The sequence below is a fragment of the Streptomyces sp. NBC_00122 genome, assembly GCF_045160845.1.
Classification (GTDB): Bacteria; Actinomycetota; Actinomycetes; order Streptomycetales; family Streptomycetaceae; genus Streptomyces.
This window is the reverse complement of sequence record NZ_CP108191.1, coordinates 6464554-6483248: the sequence shown is the minus strand read 5'-3', so window position 1 is coordinate 6483248 and position 18695 is coordinate 6464554. Positions and strand designations below refer to the sequence as shown.

The following is an 18695-nucleotide window of genomic DNA, read 5'->3' as shown; positions in this document are numbered from 1 at the left end:
GTCGCTTGCCTCCAGGGTAAGTTGATGCCGGGCCCGGCAGGTGGGCCAGCATAGGTCACGGACCGGTGGGGGCCATGGCCGAAGGGTGACATAACGTGCCCTCCATGGATCAGGAGCACATAGCCCGGGATGGCGAGGGCGCAGGCAGGCGGCGGTTCCTCGCGATCGCGACCGGTGCGGCGACGGCGGCCGGGCTCGGGGCCGTGGCCGGCTGCGCGAGCGGCGACGGCGGAGGCGCCGACGGGCAGGGCGGGAACCCGTCCGCCGGGACCCGGCCGCCGTCGGGAAAGCCGTCGGCGGCGGGGCCCGGAGCCTTCGACGTCACGGCCGAGAACGCCCGCCCCGGACACGCCGACTGGCCGGTGACCAAGGCCGGAGCGGCCCGGGCCATCGAAGGCTTCGCGGACCGGGTCAGCGTCCTGCCCGGCGAGTCCTTCGGGCTGCACGTGTCCACCACCGCGCCCCGGTTCACCGTCTCCGCCTACCGGATGGGCTGGTACGGCGGAGCCCGGGCCCGGCTGGTGTGGCGGTCGGAGGCCCTGCCCGGCGTGCGGCAGCCCGAGCACACGGTGGACTCCGGGACGCGGACGGTCCGCACCCGGTGGGCCCGTACCACGACGGTCGACACCAAGGACTGGCCCGAGGGCTGCTACCTGCTGCGGCTCGACGCGCAGGGCGGCGAGGGCCAGCGCTTCGTACCGCTCACCGTCCGGTCGGCGGCGACGGCGGGCCGTACCGTCGTGGTCAACGCGGTGGCGACCTGGCAGGCCTACAACCGGTGGGGCGGCTACGGCAGCTATGACGGACCCAGCGGCGGCTACGCCTCGCGCTCCCTCGCCGTGACCTTCGACCGGCCGTACGACTACGACGACGGCGCGGGTCTGTTCCTGGTGTACGAGGCCTCGCTGATCGCGCTCGCCGAGCGGCTCGGCATACCCCTGGCCTACACGACGACCACCGACGTGGCCCGGGAGAAGCGGCTGCTGGAGGGGGCCGCGGCGGTGCTCTCGCTCGGGCACGACGAGTACTGGTCGCCCGAACAGCGGGCCCACATCACTGCAGCCCGCGACGCCGGCACGAACATCGCCGTCCTGGGCGCGAACTGCTGCTTCCGCCGGATCCGGCTGGAGGCCTCGGAACTGGGCCCGGACCGCACGCTGGTCTGTTACAAGTCCTCCTACGACCAGGACCCCGGATTCAAACGGGGCCACCCGGCGACGGTGGACTTCCGCTCGGCACCCGGTACGGACCCGGAGAGCTCGCTGCTCGGCGTCATCTACGACGGCTACCCGGTGGACGCCCCGTACGTGGTGACGAACCCGGGCCACTGGCTCTTCGAGGGCACCGGTGCCAAGGCGGGCGACCGCTTCGAGCACCTGGTGGGGGTGGAGTACGACAAGGTGAACACCGCGTTCCCGACGCCCCGGCCGATCGAGATCCTGGCCCACTCCCCCGTGGTGTGCGAGGGCCGGCCCAGCCATCAGGACACGGCGTACTACACGGTGCAGAGCGGTGCGGGGGTCTTCGCGACGGGCACGATGCGGTGGGTGGAGGCCCTGGACGCGACGGGCGACGGGCGCAGCGGCTCGAACCACGGCCTGGACGCGCGCTGCGGTGCGCTGACGACCCGGGTGACGGAGAACCTGCTACGGGTGTTCGCGGCGGGCCCGGCCGGCCGGACGCACCCGGCGCAGGACAACGTCAAGGCGGTGTACGGGGGTTCGTGAGGCTCATGAGGCGGAGGCCATGATTGCGCTGGCTGCACGACCGGTTTCCTGGTCGTATTTGATCACCGTCAGCCAGGTTGGAAGAATGCGAGCATCTTCTGCGCGGCGTCCGGCGACGTCAGCAATTCCTGCATGTCCGCGGACATCCGGGCGGCAGCGCTGGTGCGTTCGAACATCTCGCGTTCGTATTCTTTGACGGCGGCGGGAAAGTCGTCCGGGCGCGCGGCCAGCGCGAGAGCGAGCAGGGCGCCGTCGAGCAGCGCCATGTTGGCGCCCTCTCCCACCGGCGGCATCAGGTGCGCGGCATCGCCGAGCAGTGTGACGCCTGGCGTCGACGGCCAGGTGAGGCCGACCGGGAGAGTGGTGATCGACCGCGGCACGACCGTGTCGTCGCAGGCCGCGATCAGCGCGGTGAACCGTGAGTCCCAGCCGGGGAGCAGGTCGATCAGGCGCGCCCGGGCGGCGGCCGGGTCGTCGAACGGGATCCCGCTGGTGGCGAACCAGTCCTCGGCGGTGTTGTAGAAGCTGAGGCCGATGCGAACGCGGCCGTCGCCGTTGCGCTGCGCCGCCAGGGACAGTCCGTTGCCGAGCACCCAGTAGGTGCCGCGCCCGACCATCGCCGCGAGGTCGGGGTGCGTGCGGTCGATGTCGGGAATGCCGACCTCGACGACGTTCTGGCCGATATGCGCCGGGCGGGCGTCGGTGAGCAGCGCGCGGACCCGGGACTGCGCGCCGTCCGCGCCGACCAGCAGGTCATACGTCGCACTGCTGCCGTCGGCGAAGTGCACCAGGCCGTTGTCGGCGGATGTGAACGCGCGCCCCCAGCGCACCACGTCTTCGGGGAGGGAATCCAGCAGCAGGTCGCGCAGATCTGCGCGGTCGACCTCGGGCCGGTCAAGCGGGGCGTCGTCGGGCGTGTCCTCCTGGAGCAGCAGGGTGCCATCCGGCTCGAGAAGGCGCATGTCCTGGCCTTCACCACGGGCGATCGCGTGGAACTGGTCGATCAGGCCGGCCTCGCGCAGCGCCCGCTGGCCGGAGTGGATGTCGAGCATGCCGCCCTGACCGCGCGCACCGCGTGACGATTCACGTTCGTACACGACGGCGTCGATGCCGTTCACGTGCAGCACACGGGCAAGGGCCAAGCCACCCAAGCCGGCTCCGACGATGGCGATGGTCATGGCTGCCTCTCCTTCGATACGCCGTACTGGTCGATACACTGTATCGACCGAGGCGGTGTATTGTTAGGGGCATGTTGGTGTGGGAGAGGCCGGAGCCACCGAATCGACCCGTGCCGGCCCCGTTGAGCCGGGAACGGATCGTGCGAGCGGCGATCCAACTGGCCGACGCGGACGGCCTGGATGCGGTGTCGCTGCGCAAGGTCGCCACCGAGCTGGACGTCCGCCCGATGCGGCTGTACGGCTACATCGCCAGCAAGGAGGAGTTGCTCGACCTGATGGTCGACGCCGCCCACGCCGAGATCCGGCCGGTCGGAGACGGCTGGCGGGAGGTGCTCCGGTCTCTCGCCGAAACCACTCGGCACGCCGCACACGAGCACGAATGGCTCGCCGATCTACTGGGCGGCCGACCCCAGCTCGGGCCGCACGCCCTGGCCAGTGGGGAGACCGTGGTGGCCGCACTGGGCGACATCGACGTGGACGCCGTCATGCCGGTGGTCGCCGCAGTCAACGCGTACGTGATCGGCGCCGTGCGTCGGGAGATCGCCGAGCGGCGTGCCGAGCGGGCCACCGGGATGGACGAGAAGCGTTGGCAGGCCTCCCTCGGGCCCTATCTGGAACGAACCTTCGCCACTGGCCGATTCAACGCACTGGCCACGGTGGTGCGCGATGCCGCCCACCTGGACGCCGACCACACCTTCCGGATCGGCCTCGACTTCCTGCTCGACGGCATCGAAGCCCGCATCTCCAGGTGACGCGCGGCCGAAGGACCGGACCGTCGGCCGGTGGGCATGGCGAGGCCCCGACGCGTGGTCGGGTTCTCCGAGGTCTTTGAGTCAGGGCAGGCGGGGACGGCGAGTCAGCCGGCAGGGCGGGCCCGTGCGGCCAGGCAGTAGAACGCGGCCGCGAGTTCATGCCGCCAGGGCCAGGTCGCCGCTATCCGAAGGCGGAGGCGACGGCCGCCCCGGGTGATCCGGGCGGCGACGTGCAGGAGCCGGTAGCGGAGCTCCTCGGGTTCGCCGGCTGCATCAGCGAGATCAGCCAGTAGACGTGCCCCGGCGTGACCAACCACCCCCCGAACCGACGGCGGATATGTGGAACTTGGGACGCAAAGCAATACCCTGCACGCGGTGAGGCTAGGATCGTGAACGCGGCATCGCGTGTCGGTCACCGGCTGGGTGAGGCATGGAGGTGACCGCGACATGCCTTTCGGAGGCATTCACTCATGTCAGTCGCACTAAACCACACGATCATCCACTCCCGTGACAACCGGGAGTCCGCCGAATTCCTGGCGCACGTCCTCGGCCTCGTGGTCGGGACCGAGTGGGGTCCTTTCATTCCCGTGGAGACGGCCAACGGCGTCACCCTGGACTTCGCGACCGTCCCGGCCGGGTCCATCACCGTGCAGCACTACGCGTTCCTCCTCTCCGAGGAGGAGTTCGACGTGGCCTTCGGGAAGATCCGGGCGGCGGGGGTCGCATACTTCGCCGACCCGCACGGCAGGCACCCGGGCGAGATCAACCACAATGACGGGGGCCGCGGCGTCTACTTCACGGACCCGGCCGGGCACGGGATGGAGATCATCACGCGCCCGTACGGGTACCAGGAGGACGGCGCCGCGTAGACCGTCCGACCGTCCCCGAGCGGTCCCACCACCTCCGGGGCCGGTGGGCCTCGCGACGGCTACCCGCCCCCGTGGCCAGTCGGCCACGGGGGCGGGTAGCCGTAACCGGGCAGCGGCCACCGCGCCGTAGGCTTGCCCGCATGATTCGCACTGTCGTGCTCGACGTCGGGGAGACCCTCACCAAGGACGACCGCTACTGGGCCACCTGGGCCGACTGGCTCGACGTCCCCCGCCACACGATGTCCGCCCTGGTCGACGCCGTGGTCGTAGACGGCCGCGACAACGCCGACGCCCTTCGCCTCCTGAAACCCGGCATAGACGTCGGCGCCGAATACCGGGCCCGCGAGGCAGCCGGCCGCGGCGAGCAACTCGACGAGACCGACCTGTACCACGACGTCCGCCCCGCACTCACCGCCCTGCGGGCGGCCGGGGTCCGCGTCGTCATCGCGGGCAACCAGTCCCGCAGGATGGGGGATCTCCTGCGCGCCCTCGACCTGCCTGCCGACCTGATCGTCACCTCCGGCGAGTGGGGCGTCGCCAAGCCCAGCCTCGACTTCTTCCACCAGGTCACCGGCGTCTCCGGCGCACCCGCGCATCAGACGCTGTACGTCGGCGACCACCCGCAGAACGACATCTTCCCCGCCGCCGAGGCCGGCCTGCTCACCGCGCACCTGCGCCGCGGCCCTTGGGGCCACTGGTGGGCGGACGACGAGACCGTCCAGCAGGTCGCCGACTACTCCGTCGACTCGCTCCTCGACCTGCCCGGCCTCGTCAACCCGTCCTGGGGGAAGCCCGGTCCGGGCTGACCGGCCCCGGAGACCTGCCTCCGGATACAGCAACGCCCGGAGGGGAGAGGAGCTCCCGTCCGGGCGATCGAAAAGCCGTACTGCGTGGCAGGGGCGGCAGGATTCGAACCTGCGGCCTTCGGTTTTGGAGACCGGCGCTCTGACCAGCTGAGCTACACCCCTTCGGCGAGATCTACGATGACACGGCTCGGGCCGAAGATCCACCAAATTCTTCGATCAACCGGGTGGAAATTCCTCGGCCCCGCCGGCGGCTCGACGTGACCCCGGTTCCGGTGGTCGACGCCGCGAGCCCGGGCCGCCCCCTTGACCCACCCTGGTCCAGACCAATAGTTTCCGGCATGCACCGCGCACGCGCTCACGCCCCGCTCCCGCATCCGTAAAGGAAGCCCATGCGCCGCAGCATGCTCGGCAGGCTGGCCGTCGCCGCCTGCTCCCTCTCCCTGCTGACCGCCTTCGCGCCCGCTGCCGCCGCCGACGCGGACACCGGAGCCGACGCGGCGGGCGGCCACGGCCGTTCGTACCGGAAGGTCGGCTACTTCACCCAATGGGGCGTCTACGGACGGGACTTCCAGGTCCAGGACCTTGAGGCGAACGGCTCGGCCGGCAAGCTCACGCACATCAACTCGCGATGTTCTGGTCACTGGACGCGGACACCGCCGACGGCGAGCTGATGACGGCCGTCGACCGCGGCCTGCGCGGCCGCTGACCGGCCGCCCGCCCGACCCGCCGGCCTGCCGGCCCGCCCCACCGACCGGCGCCGCCGGGCCGCGGAAATTCGACCCGGCCCGGCGGCGCCCTCCACGTAGGCTCGCCCATCATGGACAATTCGACAGTACGGGCGGTCAACCGCCTCACGAAGCGCTGGGCCGCTCAGGCTCCGGTCAAGGACGCGGGCACGGTGTTCACCGCGGCCGGGGTCTGGCCGCTCCTCGCCCTGCTCGCGGACGGCTCGGCCGGCCCGGCCCGCGCCGAACTGGCGGAGGCCCTGGGCATACCCGCGCAGGCCGCGGCCGAGGCCGCCCGGGAACTGCTGGCCGGGCTGGGAGGCGTACGGGGCCTCCAGGCGGCCACGGGGCTGTGGACCAAGGACGAGCTCCCGCTCAAGGAGGACTGGTCGGCCAAGCTCCCGGCAGGCACCCGGGGCCGCCTGACGGGAGACGAGGACACCGACCGCGAGGCCCTGGACCGGTGGGCCCGCGACCGGACGGACGGCCTGATCGACCGCATGCCGGTCGCCCTGCCCGAGGGAGACGAGGAGGCAAAGCTGATCCTGGCCTCGGCGCTCGCACTGCGGCTGCGGTGGGAGCACCCCTTCCGGGAGCTGAACGGCCGGGCCGGTCAAGGCCCTTGGGCGGGCCGCAACGTCCCATGGCTGTCGCGCACCACCCCTTCGCTCGACGACGTCCGCGTGGCCCGGGGCACGGCCGGCGCCGTGACCGTCCTCGAAGTGGCCGGCACCGACGACGTGGACGTGCACCTGCTCCTCGGTGAACCGGCGGCCCCGGCCGACCAGGTACTGGAAACCGGCATCGCGGCCGTCACCGGCACCGCCCCGCCGGTGACCGGCAGTTCACTGCCCGAGGGAGATCCGGGTCCCGGCCTGACGGTCCGCACGGTGGACTCGTACGCTGCGCAGCCCCAGCTGCGCGTCGACACGGTGGCGTTCTCCCTGCACGCCGAGCACGATCTGCTCGAACACGCCCCGCTGTTCGGGCTGGAGACCGCCGCCGATGCGGACCACGGGCACTTCCCCGGCATCAGTCCGGTGCCCCTGGCGATCGGCGCGGCCCGGCAGTCCGTGCTGGCCCGCTTCCACGCGGCGGGCTTCGAGGCCGCCGCCGTCACCGCCGTCAGGGCGGGGTTCGGTGGCGCGGCACCCCGCGCGAAGTACCGGGCCCGCCGGGCCGAGGTCCGCTTCGACCGGCCCTTCGGCTTCCTCGCCGTCCACCGGACATCGCGGCTGGTCCTCGCCGCGGGCTGGGTCGCCGAGCCCGGTACGGTCGGCGGATGACCTCAGAGACGATCACCGCGGCCGACGCGGGCACCTGGCAGCTCGGCGACCTCACCGTCAATCGGATCGGCTTCGGCGCGATGCGGCTGACCCACCTCGCCGACGGCTCCCCCAGCGACCGTGAGCGGGTGACCGGCGTGCTGCGCCGCGCCGTCGAGCTCGGCGTGAACCACATCGACACCGCCGCCTTCTACTTCTCCCCGCTGCGCTCCGCCAACGAACTGATCAACCGGGCGCTCGCCCCGTACGCCGACGACCTCGTCATCACGACCAAGGTCGGGCCGGGCCGCGACGCGGCCGGGCAGTGGTGGTGGGCCGAGCCCGGCCAACTGCGCGGCCAGGTGGAGGAGAACCTGCGCCAGCTGGGCCGGGACCACCTGGACGTGGTCAATCTGCGCGTCCCCCGCCGCGAGACGACCGGGTCGGTCGCCGAGCACTTCGGGGCGCTCGCCGAGCTCCGCACGGCCGGTCTGATCCGGCACCTGGGCATCTCCAACGCGCGGCCCGACCACCTCGCCGAGGCGCAGGCCATCGCTCCCGTGGTCTGCGTGCAGAACCCGTACGGGATCGGGTCCCCGGCGGAGGACCACGCCTTCCTGGAGGCGTGCGGGGAACAGGGCGTCGCCTTCGTACCGTTCTTCGCGATCGCGGGCGCGGGCAAGGAGGCGGGCGTGACCGCCGAGGACGGCCCCGAGGTACGGGCCGTGGCCGAGGCCCACGGGGTGTCGGCGGCCCAGCTGCGCCTGGCGTGGACGCTGAACCGCGGTCCGCACGTCCTGGCCATCCCGGGTACGGGGAACCCGGACCACCTCGTCGAGAACATCGCCGCGGCGTCCGTGCGTTTCACCGCCGAGGAGATCGCGCTGCTGGGCTCCCTGTGATCCTGCGGTGTGCGGCCGCCAGCGCCGCCGTCCGCGTGAAAGCGGGGACGCACCCGGTGCCCCCGCGGCCGGAGACGGACAGGGAGGCCGCCGCCGTTCCGTAGGCCACGGCGTCCGCGAGGCTGTCGCCGAGGGCGAGCCGGGCAGTGGTGGTGCCGGTGAGGCAGTCCCCGGCCCCGGTCGCGTCGACCGGAGCCGGATTCACGGGCACGGCCTCGTACCGGGCTCCCGTACCGTCGTCCAGCAGCAGCCGGCCCGCGCCCGCGGTGACCACGACCGTACGGGCGCCGAGCGCGCGGTAGCGGGCGGCGGCGGTGCGCGGGTCGCCGGTGTCCACGAGGGCGAGCGCGTCGGCCGGACAGGAGGTCTTGAGCAGTCCGGTCAACGGGGCGACGGCGGCCAGCAGTTCCCGGGCCCGCTCCCGGCCGGTCAGCCGGGGGCGGAAGTTGGGGTCGTACGAGAGGTGCCCGCCGGCCCCGTGCACGAGATGCGCGGCGGCCAGCACCGCATCGTGGCCGGCCGGTGACAGGGCGCCGGTGACGCCGCTGGTGATGAGCGCCGCGGAGGCGGTCAGCAGGTCGCGCCAGGACTCGACGTGCGCGGGCGAGAGGGTGGAGCCGGCGCTCTGTGTGCGCCAGTAGACGAACTCCCGGTCGCCTTCGGTGTCGGCGGAGAGCAGGTAGGCGCCGTTGGGGCGCGGGGCGCGGCGTACGTGGGAGACGTCCACGCCGAGTTCGGCGGCGCGGCGCAGCAGCGGGATGCTGAGCTCGTCCTCGCCGACTACGGCGAGCAGGGCCGTCCGGGCTCCCGCCGCCGCGGCGGCGGCCGCCGCGTTCAGGGCGTCGCCGGAGTAGGAGATGCGGGCCGTGGTGCCGTCGACAGCGTCGCGGAGGGCGGCCGCGGCATGGATCTCGACGAGCACCTCGCCGAGCACGAGGACGTCGTACCCTCCGGTCACCGCGGGTCCCGCGCGGGGGAGCCGGTGCGGGACCCGCAGCACGGGCGGGCCAGTTCGGCGAATACGGCGGCCAGTTCGGCCGGGTCGGCCGGGAGGCCGCCGCCGATGCCGACGGCGGCCGCGCCGGCGGCGAGCCAGTCGGGGACCTCGCCGGGCCGGATCCCGCCGGTCGGGATGATCAGGCCCTCCGGGAGGACGGCCTTGAGCGAGCGGATGAACCGCGGGCCCCCGACGTGTGCCGGGAACACCTTGGCGGCGCCGCCGGCCCGGACGGCCGCGGCGATCTCGCCGGGGGTGAAGGCGCCCTCGATGAAGACGGCTTCGCGGCGCCCGGCGACCTCGCGGACCTCGGGGGCTGGATGGGGGGAGATCAGGAAGCCGGCGCCCGCGTCCAGGGCGGTCTCGGCCTGCGCGGTGGTGGTCACCGTGCCGACGCCGATGAGGGCGGGGCGGCCGTACGCGTCCGCGAGCGGGGCGGTCCGGGTGACGGCTTCGGCCCAGCCGGGGGTGGAGGTGGTCAGCTCGACCGCGCGGCAGCCGGCGGCGAGCAGGGCGGCTGTGCGGCGGACGGCCTCGTCGGCGTCGGCGTCGCGCAGCACCGGCAGCAGGCGCTGGGCGGATATCGCCGCGTACGGGTGGCAGGACAGGGGACAGGACAAGGGACCCTCCCATGTGTTCCACGTAGTGGAACGCAGTATCGTGTACCGGAACCGTGTGGTCTAGACCCTACACAGAGCGGGAGTTCTCGTGTCAACGGAAGAAGCCTCCGGAGAGGGCGCGGCGGAAGGAGCGGCGGAAGCCTCGGAGGGCGGGCGCGGAGGCCGCACCTCCGCCGCCGGATCCGCGCTGGAGAAGTCCCTGCGCATCCTGGAGGCGGTGGCGGCGCCCGGCGGGCCGCACCGGCTCGCCGAGGTGACGGCGGCCGCTGCCGTCCCCAAGTCCAGTACGTTCCGGATCCTCGCGTCACTGGTCGACCTGGGTTTCGTACGCCAGGAGGGCGAGCGCCGGTACGGGGTGGGGCCACGGCTCCGCGGGCTGTCCGCACTGGTCAGCGGCGGGGAGCCGGCGAGCATCGGGCGCATCCTCGACGAACTGCGGCAGGCGGTCGGCGGACAGACGGTCCATCTGGCCCTGCACAGCGGCGAGACCATCACCTACATCCGCAAACTGGAGAGCGAGCAGCCCTTCCGGACGGCCTCCCGCGTCGGCATGCGCATGCCGCTGCACACGACCGCCATCGGCAAGAGCATCCTGGCGCACCTTCCCGCCGAGGAGGTGCGGGAGCTGATCGCCGCCACCGGACTGCCGCCCCGGACGCCGAAGTCGGTCACCACCGCACAGGCGTTGGACGCGCAGCTGGCGGCCGTCCGCGCCCGGGGCTTCGCGCTGGACGACGAGGAGAACGAGCCCACCATCCGCTGCGTCGGCTCCGCGGTCCTCGGACCGGACGGCCGGCCGATCGGCGGGGTCAGCGTCACCACCGTCACCTTCCTGGTCTCCCGGGAAGAGGTCGAGTCGTACGCGCCGATGCTGCGCGCGGCCACGGAGGCGCTGGCTCCGCTGCTGTGAACCGCAGCGGAGCCCCGCCCTCCGGTGATCAGCGGCCGACCGGCGACGCAACCTCCCGCACCGCATCGCCCCGGGCGGCGCCGCCGCGCAGGGCGAGGGCCACCCCCACCGCCACGGCGACGGCCAGCCCGGCCACCGCGGTCAGCGTCGTCGTGTCCGGCGAGGTCAGCGCCTGCCCCCGCAAGGCCTGCCAGGTGACCAGGGCCACCAGAGCGGCGTAACCCGCCCCCGCCACCAGGACGAGCCGGGTGCGCACCGCCGCGCGGGCCGCCCAGCCGTACCGCCCGGCCGCGGAGGTCAGGGCGAGCGCCAGCAGCGGCAGCACCTGGAGGGCGTGCATCCCGACGAAGTGGGCGATCCGCAGGTCGCCACCGGTGGCGGCCCAGCCGGTGACCGGCAGGTGCGGTCCGCCGTCCGGGACGCCGACGCTGTGCGCGCCGACCGTGTCGGCGATCTGTCCGGCCAGCTGGGCCCCGGTGGGCTGGACCATCAGGAAGCCGACCGCGAGTCCGGCGAGCCCGATGAGCGGGCCGAGCCGTACCGCCCAAGCGGTGGCGCGGTCGGCGAGCGGCTGGCGCCACAGCACCACCGCGATCAGCAGGTTGGCCAGCCAGAGCACGACGATCGTCGCCCCCATCACGGCGAACAGGCTGCTGTCGAGCGGGGTTTCCTGGTTGAAGTGGCTGCGCTTGCCCCGCACGACCTGGCCGACGATCACCGCCATCTCGATGACGCTCGCCGCCACGATCACCGCTCCCGCCCACCAGCCGGTCCGTCGGCCGCGCGTGAGCAGTGAGTGCATCCAGGCCAGCGTCAGGCCGTAGAAGGCGAACGAGACCGAGAACTTGAACGGCTTGTGCCAGATCGGGGAGCCGACCATCACGCGGTCGTCCACGATCAGCCCGATCCCCGAGACCAGCGTGAGCACTCCCATGGCCGCCGCGAAGACGAGCAGCGGCCGATGCCATCCTTCTCTGTGGTTCCGCATCCGTATCCCCCTAATGGATACCAGCACTATCCGGTATCGGATAGTGTCACTGTCCATACTCCAGCCCGTCCCCGCAAGTCCCCGGGCCGAACGAAAGAGAGAATTCACCTTGCGCATGGGAGAGTTGAGCCGGTCGACCGGTGTTCCGGTGCCCACCATCAAGTTCTATCTCCGCGAAGGCCTGCTGCCCGCCGGTGAGTTGACCAGCCCCAATCAGGCCCACTACGGCGAGGAGCACGTCCGGCGCGTGCACTTGATCCGCGCCCTCACCGACGTCGGCGGCCTGCCGCTCGCCTCCGTCAGCAAGGTGGTGGAGGCGGTCGAGGACCGCGCCCGGCCGGTGCACGACCTGCTCGGCGCGGCCGCCAGTACCGTCGACCCCGACGTCGCACCGGACACTGACCCGGTGAACGGCGAACGCGCCCGGGCCCTGGTCGAGGAGCTGATCGCGCGGCGCGGCTGGCAGGTCCCGGCGGCCCATCCCGCGGCGCGCGCACTGGCCGCCGCCGCGGCCTCGCTGCTGACGGTCGGGCACGGGGACTATCTGGACGACCTCGACGAGTTCGCGGCCGCCGCCGAGCGGATCGCCGACGCCGACCTGTCCTTCGTCGCGCGCGGGAGGAGCACGGAGGACATGGTGGAGCGGGTGGTGGTGGGCACCGTACTGGGGGATGCCATGCTGGCGGCGTTGCGCCGACTGGCCCAGAGTGACTCCTCGGCCAGGCGCTACCCGCAGCCTTCCGCTCCGGACGGGGATGCGGCGGATTTTTCTTCGGACAAGAATTCCGGATAAGCGTTATCGAGGCCCCTCTCGACGGTCTCCCAGGTATTGGGCATCATCGACCGCCGGTACGGACAGGGAACATCACATGAGCACTCAGCACACGGCAGCGCTGGTGGCAGCGGCCCGCGCGGGGGATCCCCGCGCGCAGGACGACCTCGTCAGCACCCATCTGCCGCTCGTCTACAACATCGTCGGGCGGGCCCTGAACGGGTCCTGCGACGTGGACGACGTGGTGCAGGACACAATGCTGCGGGCCCTCGACGGGCTGGGCGGCCTGCGCGCCGACGAGAGCTTCCGGTCCTGGCTGGTGGCGATCGCGATGAACCGCGTACGGGCGCACTGGCAGGCCCGGCAGAGCGGCTTCGGCGAGAGCACCCTGGAAGCGGCCGAGGATGTCGCGGACCCGGGTGCCGACTTCGTCGACCTGACGGTCGTACGCCTGCAGCTGGCGGGCCAGCGCCGCGAGACGGCGCGCGCCACGCGCTGGCTGGAGCCCGACGACCGGGCGCTGCTGTCGCTGTGGTGGCTGGAGTGCGCCGGGGAGCTGACCCGGGCCGAGGTGGCCGCCGCGCTGGAACTGACCCCGCAGCACACCGCCGTACGGGTACAGCGGATGAAGGCGCAGCTGGAATCGGCCCGTGTGGTGGAACGCGCCCTGGGCGCCCAGCCGGTGTGCGAGGAGCTGCGGGCGCTCGCGGCGGGCTGGGACGGACGGCCCTCGGCGCTGTGGCGCAAGCGAATAGCCCGGCACGCGCGGGAATGCGTACGGTGCTCCGGCCTGTGGAGCGGACTGGTTCCGGCGGAGGGGCTGCTGGCCGGTCTGGCCCTCGTCCCCGTCTCGGCTGCCCTGCTGGCAGGGGTCCGCTCGGCCGCGGCGGCCGACTTCGCCCCCGCGGGTTCCGCCTCCCCCGACGGTGCCGGGGCCGACTTCTCCGACACGGCGGCCCACCTGGGCGTGGACGCGACGACGGCGGGCGGCGGGCGGAGCGCGATGCGTCGGCGCAAGCAGAGCCGGCGCCGGGTGATCGGCGGTGCGGTGCTCGCCGCCTGCGTCGCGGGCGGCGGGCTGGTGTACCTCGGCACGCTCCCCGGTTCCGGCGGTGAGAAGGTCGGGGACACCGCTGCCCCGGCCCCGCTGGCCGCCCTCTCGGCGACCGAGTCCCCCCTCCCCTCCCAGTCGCCCTCGCCCTCCGCGTCCCCCTCGCCGTCCGCCTCCCCGTCGCCGTCGGCCTCCGCCTCGCCGAGCCCGTCCGCGAGCCCGACGAAGAGCCGCAGCAGCTCGCCGACCCCGCGGGCCTCGGCGCCCGCGCCGGCTCCCGCCCCGCAGGGCGTCGCGGGCCAGGTCGTGGCACTGGTCAACGCCGAGCGGGCGGCCGCCGGCTGCGGCCCGCTGAAGGAGGACCCGCAGTTGAGGGCTGCCGCCCAGGGCCATTCCGACGACATGGCGAGCCGGAACTTCTTCGACCACACCAACCCCGACGGCGCGGACCCGGGCACCCGGACGACCTCCGCCGGGTACCGCTGGTCGACGTACGGGGAGAACATCGCGCGGGGCCAGCAGACCCCCCAGTCCGTCATGGACTCCTGGATGAAGAGCCCGGGACACCGCGCGAACATCCTCAACTGCTCCTTCAAGGACATCGGCGTCGGCATCCACCAGGGCTCGGGCGGTCCCTGGTGGACGCAGAACTTCGGCGCGCGCTGAGCCGCTCGCCGACGGGCCCGGCCGCGCGGGTGCAGGCGCGGTTCAGGGCCGGAGGCCGCGCAGCTTCTCCGGGTTGACGGTGAGGCGCAGCGCGGTGATCCGCCCGTCGGTGGCCTCGAAGGTGAGGGCGCCGGCGTGCACACCGCCGTGCACCAGCAGCAGGCCGGGCTCGCCGTTGATCTCGGCGAGGCGCATCTCGACGCCCTGGACCGCGGGCTTGGCCAGGACGCCGAGCAACCAGCGGGCGACGTGGTCGGGTCCGTACAGCGGGCGGCGGGCGGCCGTGACGACGCCGCCGCCGTCCGACCAGGAGACGACGTCGGGGGCGAGGAGCGTGAGCACCTCGCCCAGGTCCCCGCCCGCGCAGGCCGCGCGGAACTTCTCGGCGATCTCGCGTTGTTCGGCGGCCTCGGCGGTGAAGCGGGGGCGCCGCGCGCGCACGTGCTCGCGGGCCCGGTGCGCGGACTGGCGCACGCTCGCCTCGGACTTGCCGACGACCTCGGCGATCTCCGCGTAGGCGTACCCGAACACCTCGCGGAGCACGAACACCGCGCGCTCGGTCGGGGTCAGCGTCTCCAGCACGACCAGGACCGCCATCGAGACGGTGTCGGCCAGTTCGGCCTCCTCGGCGACGTCGGGCGAGGTGAGGAGGGGCTCCGGGAGCCACGGCCCCACGTACGTCTCGCGGACGGCCTGCGCGGACCTGAGCCTGTTCAGGCTCAGGTTGGTGACGGTGCGCACCAGGTAGGCCTTGGGGTGCTCGACGGCGGACCGGTCGGCGCGGTGCCACGCGAGCCAGGCGTCCTGCACGATGTCCTCGGCGTCGGCGACACTGCCCAGCATCCGGTACGCGGTACCGAACAGCAGCCGCCGGTACTCCTCGAAAGTCTCGGTCATGAGCCTCACCGTGGCACCCCCGCGGCTCATCGATCAAGCGGCGTCAGCGCCCGGCGAGCGCGCGCAGCCCCTCGGCGCAGCCGGCGTGGCTCGGCGCCCATCCCAGTTCGGCCCTCGCCTTCGCGTTGGACACCCGCATGTTCGTCATGACCATCCGGTGGGCGTACGGGAAGGGGCGCATCAGCCAGGCGGGCACGGTCAGCGGCTTCGGGGTGGCGAACGCCTCGGCGACCGCCCTGACGTGCGCGCCGAATCCGGTCGGGGTGTCGTCGACGATGTTGTACGCCTGCCCCGCGCGGCCGCCTTCGACGGCGAGCGCCACGGCCCGTCCGGCGTCCGCCAGGTCCACCCAGGGCAGCACCCTGCCGCGGTCGGCGACCGCCGGGATCTTCCGCTTGCGCAGCATCTCCACGAGGGCCTCGGTGCCCCCGGCGCCGTAGAAGAGCCCGAAGCGCAGGGCGACGCCCTCGATTCCCTCGGCGCCCAGGACCAGCCGCTCCTTGACGCGCATGCCTTCGATGTGGCGTTCCACGGCCACGTCGCCGGCCGGGCCGAACAGGTCGGCGTCCTCGGTGATCACGTGGTCGCCGAAGTCCCGGTAGCCGTATCCGAAGACCATCGACTCGGCGATGACGCGGCGGGCTCCGACGGCGCGGGCGGCCTCCATGAGGTGCCGGGTACCGGTCAGCCGCAGGTCGTCCGTCGCGAACATGTCCTTGTGCCGCATCGGCGCGTCGCGCAGGGCGGTGGCCGCGTGCACCACGGTCTCGATCTTGAGGCCGTCGACGGCGCGGAGCAGCTGGTCGCGGTTCATCAGGTCGGCCCGCACGTCGGCCGCGGCGCCGCGGCCGAGGCCGATCACGGTGTGGCCGGTGCGGGTGAGGGCCTCGGTGATGTGGCGCCCCAGGACTCCGCTCGCCCCCGCCAGCAGTACCTTCTTGGTGTCGGTCATACCCATGGGACACAGCACCCCCGACGAACGTGACATCCACCCTTTGTGACTGCCGTCACATGGACCGCTCGACATCGGCTGGAGCTGTTCCCCGGCTTCTCCGCCCTTTGCCTCAAAATGGGGGCAGGATAGGAGCTGGAGGCAAACCGGCTGATCACAGGGGCGGGGTGACGCACATGGCGAGGAAGAACCTCCGGCCGCACCAGCGCGAGGCCGTCGACGCCGTGGTGCGGGCGCTGGAGCTGCCCGCCGGGGGCCGGGTGCCCGCGAACGGGCTGCGCACCCAGGTGATCATGGCCACGGGCTCGGGGAAGTCCCTCGTCGCCGTCCGCTCGGCCGAGGAGCTGCGGGCCGGGCGGGTGCTCGTACTGGTGCCCTCTCTGGATCTGCTGGTGCAGACCGTCGCGGCCTGGCGGGAGGGCGGCCGCAGCGGGCGGTCCCTGGCCGTGTGCTCGCTGCGCGGGGAGGACGCGGGCGTGCCCACGACCACCGATCCGGCCGAACTGGCCCGCTGGGGCGGCCCGTCGGTGGACCGGCTCACGGTGTTCGCCACGTACGCCTCGCTGGGCCTGGGCACTCTCGAACGCGCGCATCTCGCCGGACTCCCGGGCTGGGACCTGATCGTGGTCGACGAGGCGCACCGGACGTCGGGGCGGATCGGCAAACCCTGGGCGGTCGTGCACGACAACGCGCGGATCCCCGCCGTGCGCCGGCTCTACCTGACGGCCACGCCGCGCGTCTGGCAGGACGGCGAGGAGACGCCCGACCGGGGTGAGGGGCCGCGGCGGGGCGGCGAACTCGTGGCGTCCATGGAGGACGATCCGCAGGGGCCGTTCGGCGCGCGCTGCTACACGCTGTCCCTGTCCGAGGCCATCGACCGCGGCGTCTGCGCCCCGTACCGGGTGGTGTGCGTGGACGTCACCGACCCGCAGTTCCGGGCGGCCGTACTGCTGGGCAGGGACGGCCGCTCGGACGCGGTGCGCGGGGCACGGCTGGCGGCGCTGCAGACGGCGCTGGTGAAGGCGGCCGCCCACGAGGGGTTCCGGCGCACGCTCGTCTTCCACCACCTGACCAAGGAGGCGGAGGCCTTCGCGGCCGGGCTCCCGGCGGTGGCGGCCCGGCTGCGGCTCACGAGCCGCCGGCCGCACCCGGTGTACCCCCGTACCGTCTGGGCGGACTGGCTGTGCGGGCAGCACACGGCGGCCCACCGGCGGCGGGTGCTGGGCGCGTTCGCGGACGGCCGGGTCGCCGAGAAGGCCTTCCTCGGCAGCGTCCGGGTGCTGGGCGAAGGCGTGGACACCAAGGAGTGCGACTCCGTCTACTGGGCCGACGTACGCGGTTCCATGCCCGATCTGGTGCAGGCGGTGGGGCGGGCGCTGCGGATCCGGCCCGGCGAGGGGAAGGTCGCCTCGCTGGTGGTGCCCGTACTGCTGGGACCGGACGAGACGCCCGAGACGATGCTCACCTCGCGGGCGTACGGGGACCTCGCGCGGCTGCTGGAAGCGCTGCGGGCGCACGACTCCCGCCTGGTCGAGGCCCTGGCCCAGCCGCAGACGCCGAGCCGGACGGCCGCCCCGGCGGCGGCCTCCGGTACGGGGACCGGGGCGCAGGCGCTGCTGAGCTTCTCCACGCCCCGGGATCCGGCGCTGCTGGCCGCCTTCGTCCGGCTGCGGGTGCTGCATCCGGAGCACGAGCACTGGCGGCGCGGCGTCGAGGCCGCCCGGATCTACGCGGACACGGCCGGGGACCTGAAGGTGCCGTTCGGCTTCAAGGTGCCGGCGGGCGGCGGGGCGTGGCCGCCCGGGCTGGCGCGGTTCCCGCTGGGCCAGTGGATCGCGGACGCGCGCCGCACGTACCGCCGGGGCGCGCTCGGCCGTGAGCGGGTGGCCCGGCTCGACGAACTCGGCATGGTGTGGAGCCACTTCGACGTGGCCTTCGAGGAGGGGCTCGCGGTCGCCCGCGCCTGGGCGGCGGAGCACGGCCACCTGCTGCCGCCGGCGGATGCCACGTGGCGCGGCGCCCCGGTCGGAGTGTGGGTCAAGAACCAGCGGGCCGCGGCCCGCCGCGAGGGACCGGGGGCGCTGTCCGCGGACCGGCGGGAGGCCCTGGAGGCGATCGACGCGTCCTGGTGCCCCGCCTGGGAGATCTCCTGGCAGCGCGCCTTCCACCTGACCCGGCTACGTCTGGACGCGGGCGGCGGGCTCCCCCTGGCGCCCGGCGAGGTGCTGGTCCAGGGCGAGGACCTGGGCGGGTGGGTCCGTACCCAGCGCCTGAACTGGGAGCGGCTGTCCTGGGCGCAGCGCTGGCTGCTGGAGCACACCCTCGGGATGGCTCCGGCGACCGAGGCGGAACGCCCGCCGCCGCGCCGCAGTCACGCCGCCGCGTGGGCGGACCACCTGGAGGCGGCCCAGCTGTTCCACGCCCGCGAAGGGCACCTCAGGGTCCCCCGTACGCATGTGGAGCCGGTCGGCGGCCAACAGCGGCGGCTGGGCTCCTGGATCGCCAACCAGCGCTCCCGCGCCGCCTCCCTCACCCCGGAGCGGGTGAGGGCCCTGGACGCGCTGGACATGCGCTGGTAAGCGGAGCGGCCGCACCTTCCGGCCGACTCCGCGGCGCGA

The 18695-nt window shown here is 73.4% G+C and carries 17 protein-coding genes, 1 tRNA gene and 1 pseudogene; 11 read left to right on the top strand and 8 right to left on the bottom strand.

What is annotated here, in order from left to right; all coding sequences use genetic code 11:
• Positions 1-104: 104 nt before the first annotated feature.
• Positions 105-1727 (top strand): N,N-dimethylformamidase beta subunit family domain-containing protein, encoded by a 1623-nt coding sequence (locus OG737_RS29515; RefSeq protein WP_328929256.1) that lies wholly within the window; start codon positions 105-107, stop codon positions 1725-1727.
• A 68-nt stretch (positions 1728-1795) separates the two neighbouring features.
• Here the strand turns inward: OG737_RS29515 and OG737_RS29510 are convergent, their stop codons facing one another.
• Complete coding sequence (locus OG737_RS29510) at positions 1796-2905, bottom strand: FAD-dependent oxidoreductase (protein WP_405676999.1); 1110 nt, start codon at positions 2903-2905, stop codon at positions 1796-1798.
• A gap of 71 nt (positions 2906-2976) precedes the next feature.
• Between OG737_RS29510 and OG737_RS29505 the strand changes: the two genes are divergently transcribed.
• Entirely contained in the window at positions 2977-3657 is a 681-nt protein-coding gene (locus OG737_RS29505; protein ID WP_328929254.1) for a TetR/AcrR family transcriptional regulator C-terminal domain-containing protein, read from the top strand.
• 104 nt (positions 3658-3761) lie between these two features.
• Here OG737_RS29505 and OG737_RS29500 read toward each other — a convergent pair.
• A pseudogene (locus tag OG737_RS29500) lies at positions 3762-3929 on the bottom strand (IS1380 family transposase); the annotation flags it as partial.
• Between the two features lie 198 nt (positions 3930-4127).
• On the opposite strand from OG737_RS29500, the gene OG737_RS29495 reads away from it, so the two are divergent.
• Entirely contained in the window at positions 4128-4526 is a 399-nt protein-coding gene (locus OG737_RS29495) for a VOC family protein (protein WP_328929253.1), read from the top strand.
• 140 nt (positions 4527-4666) lie between these two features.
• Entirely contained in the window at positions 4667-5332 is a 666-nt protein-coding gene (locus tag OG737_RS29490) for an HAD family hydrolase (RefSeq protein ID WP_328929252.1), read from the top strand.
• An 85-nt stretch (positions 5333-5417) separates the two neighbouring features.
• Here OG737_RS29490 and OG737_RS29485 read toward each other — a convergent pair.
• Positions 5418-5494 (bottom strand) — tRNA-Trp (locus OG737_RS29485).
• Between the two features lie 227 nt (positions 5495-5721).
• Between OG737_RS29485 and OG737_RS29480 the strand changes: the two genes are divergently transcribed.
• The 3 genes from OG737_RS29480 to OG737_RS29470 all read left to right on the top strand — a co-directional run bounded on the left by OG737_RS29480 (position 5722) and on the right by OG737_RS29470 (position 8224).
• Complete coding sequence (locus OG737_RS29480; protein WP_405677004.1) at positions 5722-6003, top strand: hypothetical protein; 282 nt, start codon at positions 5722-5724, stop codon at positions 6001-6003.
• A 146-nt stretch (positions 6004-6149) separates the two neighbouring features.
• Positions 6150-7343, top strand: a complete 1194-nt coding sequence (locus tag OG737_RS29475) for a serpin family protein (RefSeq protein ID WP_405922191.1) — start codon at positions 6150-6152, stop codon at positions 7341-7343.
• Positions 7340-8224 (top strand): aldo/keto reductase, encoded by an 885-nt coding sequence (locus OG737_RS29470; RefSeq protein WP_405677008.1) that lies wholly within the window; start codon positions 7340-7342, stop codon positions 8222-8224. Before OG737_RS29475 ends, OG737_RS29470 begins: the two co-directional genes overlap by 4 nt.
• Here the strand turns inward: OG737_RS29470 and OG737_RS29465 are convergent.
• Both OG737_RS29465 and OG737_RS29460 read right to left on the bottom strand, forming a co-directional pair.
• Positions 8187-9182 carry a PfkB family carbohydrate kinase gene (locus OG737_RS29465; RefSeq protein ID WP_328929249.1) on the bottom strand — a complete coding sequence of 332 codons (996 nt, stop codon included), beginning with the start codon at positions 9180-9182 and terminating at the stop codon, positions 8187-8189. The two genes, OG737_RS29470 and OG737_RS29465, sit on opposite strands and share 38 nt — an antisense overlap.
• Positions 9179-9841, bottom strand: coding sequence for a bifunctional 4-hydroxy-2-oxoglutarate aldolase/2-dehydro-3-deoxy-phosphogluconate aldolase (locus OG737_RS29460; protein WP_405677010.1), 663 nt, complete (start codon positions 9839-9841; stop codon positions 9179-9181). The genes OG737_RS29465 and OG737_RS29460 overlap by 4 nt, the downstream gene beginning before the upstream one ends.
• An 88-nt stretch (positions 9842-9929) precedes the next feature.
• Here OG737_RS29460 and OG737_RS29455 point away from each other — a divergent pair, with 88 nt between their 5' ends.
• Positions 9930-10751, top strand: coding sequence for an IclR family transcriptional regulator (locus OG737_RS29455; RefSeq protein WP_405922190.1), 822 nt, complete (start codon positions 9930-9932; stop codon positions 10749-10751).
• A gap of 28 nt (positions 10752-10779) precedes the next feature.
• Here OG737_RS29455 and OG737_RS29450 read toward each other — a convergent pair whose 3' ends face one another.
• A complete protein-coding gene (locus OG737_RS29450; RefSeq protein ID WP_405922189.1) occupies positions 10780-11739 on the bottom strand; it encodes a hypothetical protein in 960 nt (319 codons plus the stop codon).
• Positions 11740-11854: 115 nt separating this feature from the next.
• Between OG737_RS29450 and OG737_RS29445 the strand changes: the two genes are divergently transcribed.
• Both OG737_RS29445 and OG737_RS29440 read left to right on the top strand, forming a co-directional pair.
• Complete coding sequence (locus OG737_RS29445) at positions 11855-12532, top strand: MerR family transcriptional regulator (RefSeq protein WP_328929245.1); 678 nt, start codon at positions 11855-11857, stop codon at positions 12530-12532.
• 76 nt (positions 12533-12608) lie between these two features.
• Positions 12609-14228: a sigma-70 family RNA polymerase sigma factor gene (locus OG737_RS29440; protein WP_405922188.1), complete on the top strand. Its 1620-nt coding sequence runs from the start codon at positions 12609-12611 to the stop codon at positions 14226-14228.
• Between the two features lie 42 nt (positions 14229-14270).
• Here the strand turns inward: OG737_RS29440 and OG737_RS29435 are convergent, their stop codons facing one another.
• Both OG737_RS29435 and OG737_RS29430 read right to left on the bottom strand, forming a co-directional pair.
• Positions 14271-15125 (bottom strand): RNA polymerase sigma-70 factor, encoded by an 855-nt coding sequence (locus OG737_RS29435; RefSeq protein WP_328929243.1) that lies wholly within the window; start codon positions 15123-15125, stop codon positions 14271-14273.
• 43 nt (positions 15126-15168) lie between these two features.
• A complete protein-coding gene (locus OG737_RS29430) occupies positions 15169-16083 on the bottom strand; it encodes an NAD(P)-dependent oxidoreductase (RefSeq protein WP_328929242.1) in 915 nt (304 codons plus the stop codon).
• Between the two features lie 170 nt (positions 16084-16253).
• Between OG737_RS29430 and OG737_RS29425 the strand changes: the two genes are divergently transcribed.
• Entirely contained in the window at positions 16254-18656 is a 2403-nt protein-coding gene (locus OG737_RS29425; RefSeq protein WP_405922187.1) for a Helicase associated domain protein, read from the top strand.
• Positions 18657-18695: the final 39 nt, after the last annotated feature.

Bases quoted from the DNA above. Each gene is read 5' to 3' on its own strand.
- OG737_RS29440 (WP_405922188.1), top strand. From the start codon at position 12,609: ATGAGCACTCAGCACACGGCAGCGCTGGTGGCAGCGGCCCGCGCGGGG.
- OG737_RS29480 (WP_405677004.1), top strand. From the start codon at position 5,722: ATGCGCCGCAGCATGCTCGGCAGGCTGGCCGTCGCCGCCTGCTCCCTC.
- OG737_RS29435 (WP_328929243.1), bottom strand. From the start codon at position 15,125: ATGACCGAGACTTTCGAGGAGTACCGGCGGCTGCTGTTCGGTACCGCG.
- OG737_RS29505 (WP_328929254.1), top strand. From the start codon at position 2,977: ATGTTGGTGTGGGAGAGGCCGGAGCCACCGAATCGACCCGTGCCGGCC.
- OG737_RS29445 (WP_328929245.1), top strand. From the start codon at position 11,855: ATGGGAGAGTTGAGCCGGTCGACCGGTGTTCCGGTGCCCACCATCAAG.
- OG737_RS29495 (WP_328929253.1), top strand. From the start codon at position 4,128: ATGTCAGTCGCACTAAACCACACGATCATCCACTCCCGTGACAACCGG.
- OG737_RS29510 (WP_405676999.1), bottom strand. From the start codon at position 2,905: ATGACCATCGCCATCGTCGGAGCCGGCTTGGGTGGCTTGGCCCTTGCC.
- OG737_RS29515 (WP_328929256.1), top strand. From the start codon at position 105: ATGGATCAGGAGCACATAGCCCGGGATGGCGAGGGCGCAGGCAGGCGG.
- OG737_RS29475 (WP_405922191.1), top strand. From the start codon at position 6,150: ATGGACAATTCGACAGTACGGGCGGTCAACCGCCTCACGAAGCGCTGG.
- OG737_RS29430 (WP_328929242.1), bottom strand. From the start codon at position 16,083: ATGGGTATGACCGACACCAAGAAGGTACTGCTGGCGGGGGCGAGCGGA.
- OG737_RS29425 (WP_405922187.1), top strand. From the start codon at position 16,254: ATGGCGAGGAAGAACCTCCGGCCGCACCAGCGCGAGGCCGTCGACGCC.
- OG737_RS29450 (WP_405922189.1), bottom strand. From the start codon at position 11,739: ATGCGGAACCACAGAGAAGGATGGCATCGGCCGCTGCTCGTCTTCGCG.
- OG737_RS29470 (WP_405677008.1), top strand. From the start codon at position 7,340: ATGACCTCAGAGACGATCACCGCGGCCGACGCGGGCACCTGGCAGCTC.
- OG737_RS29490 (WP_328929252.1), top strand. From the start codon at position 4,667: ATGATTCGCACTGTCGTGCTCGACGTCGGGGAGACCCTCACCAAGGAC.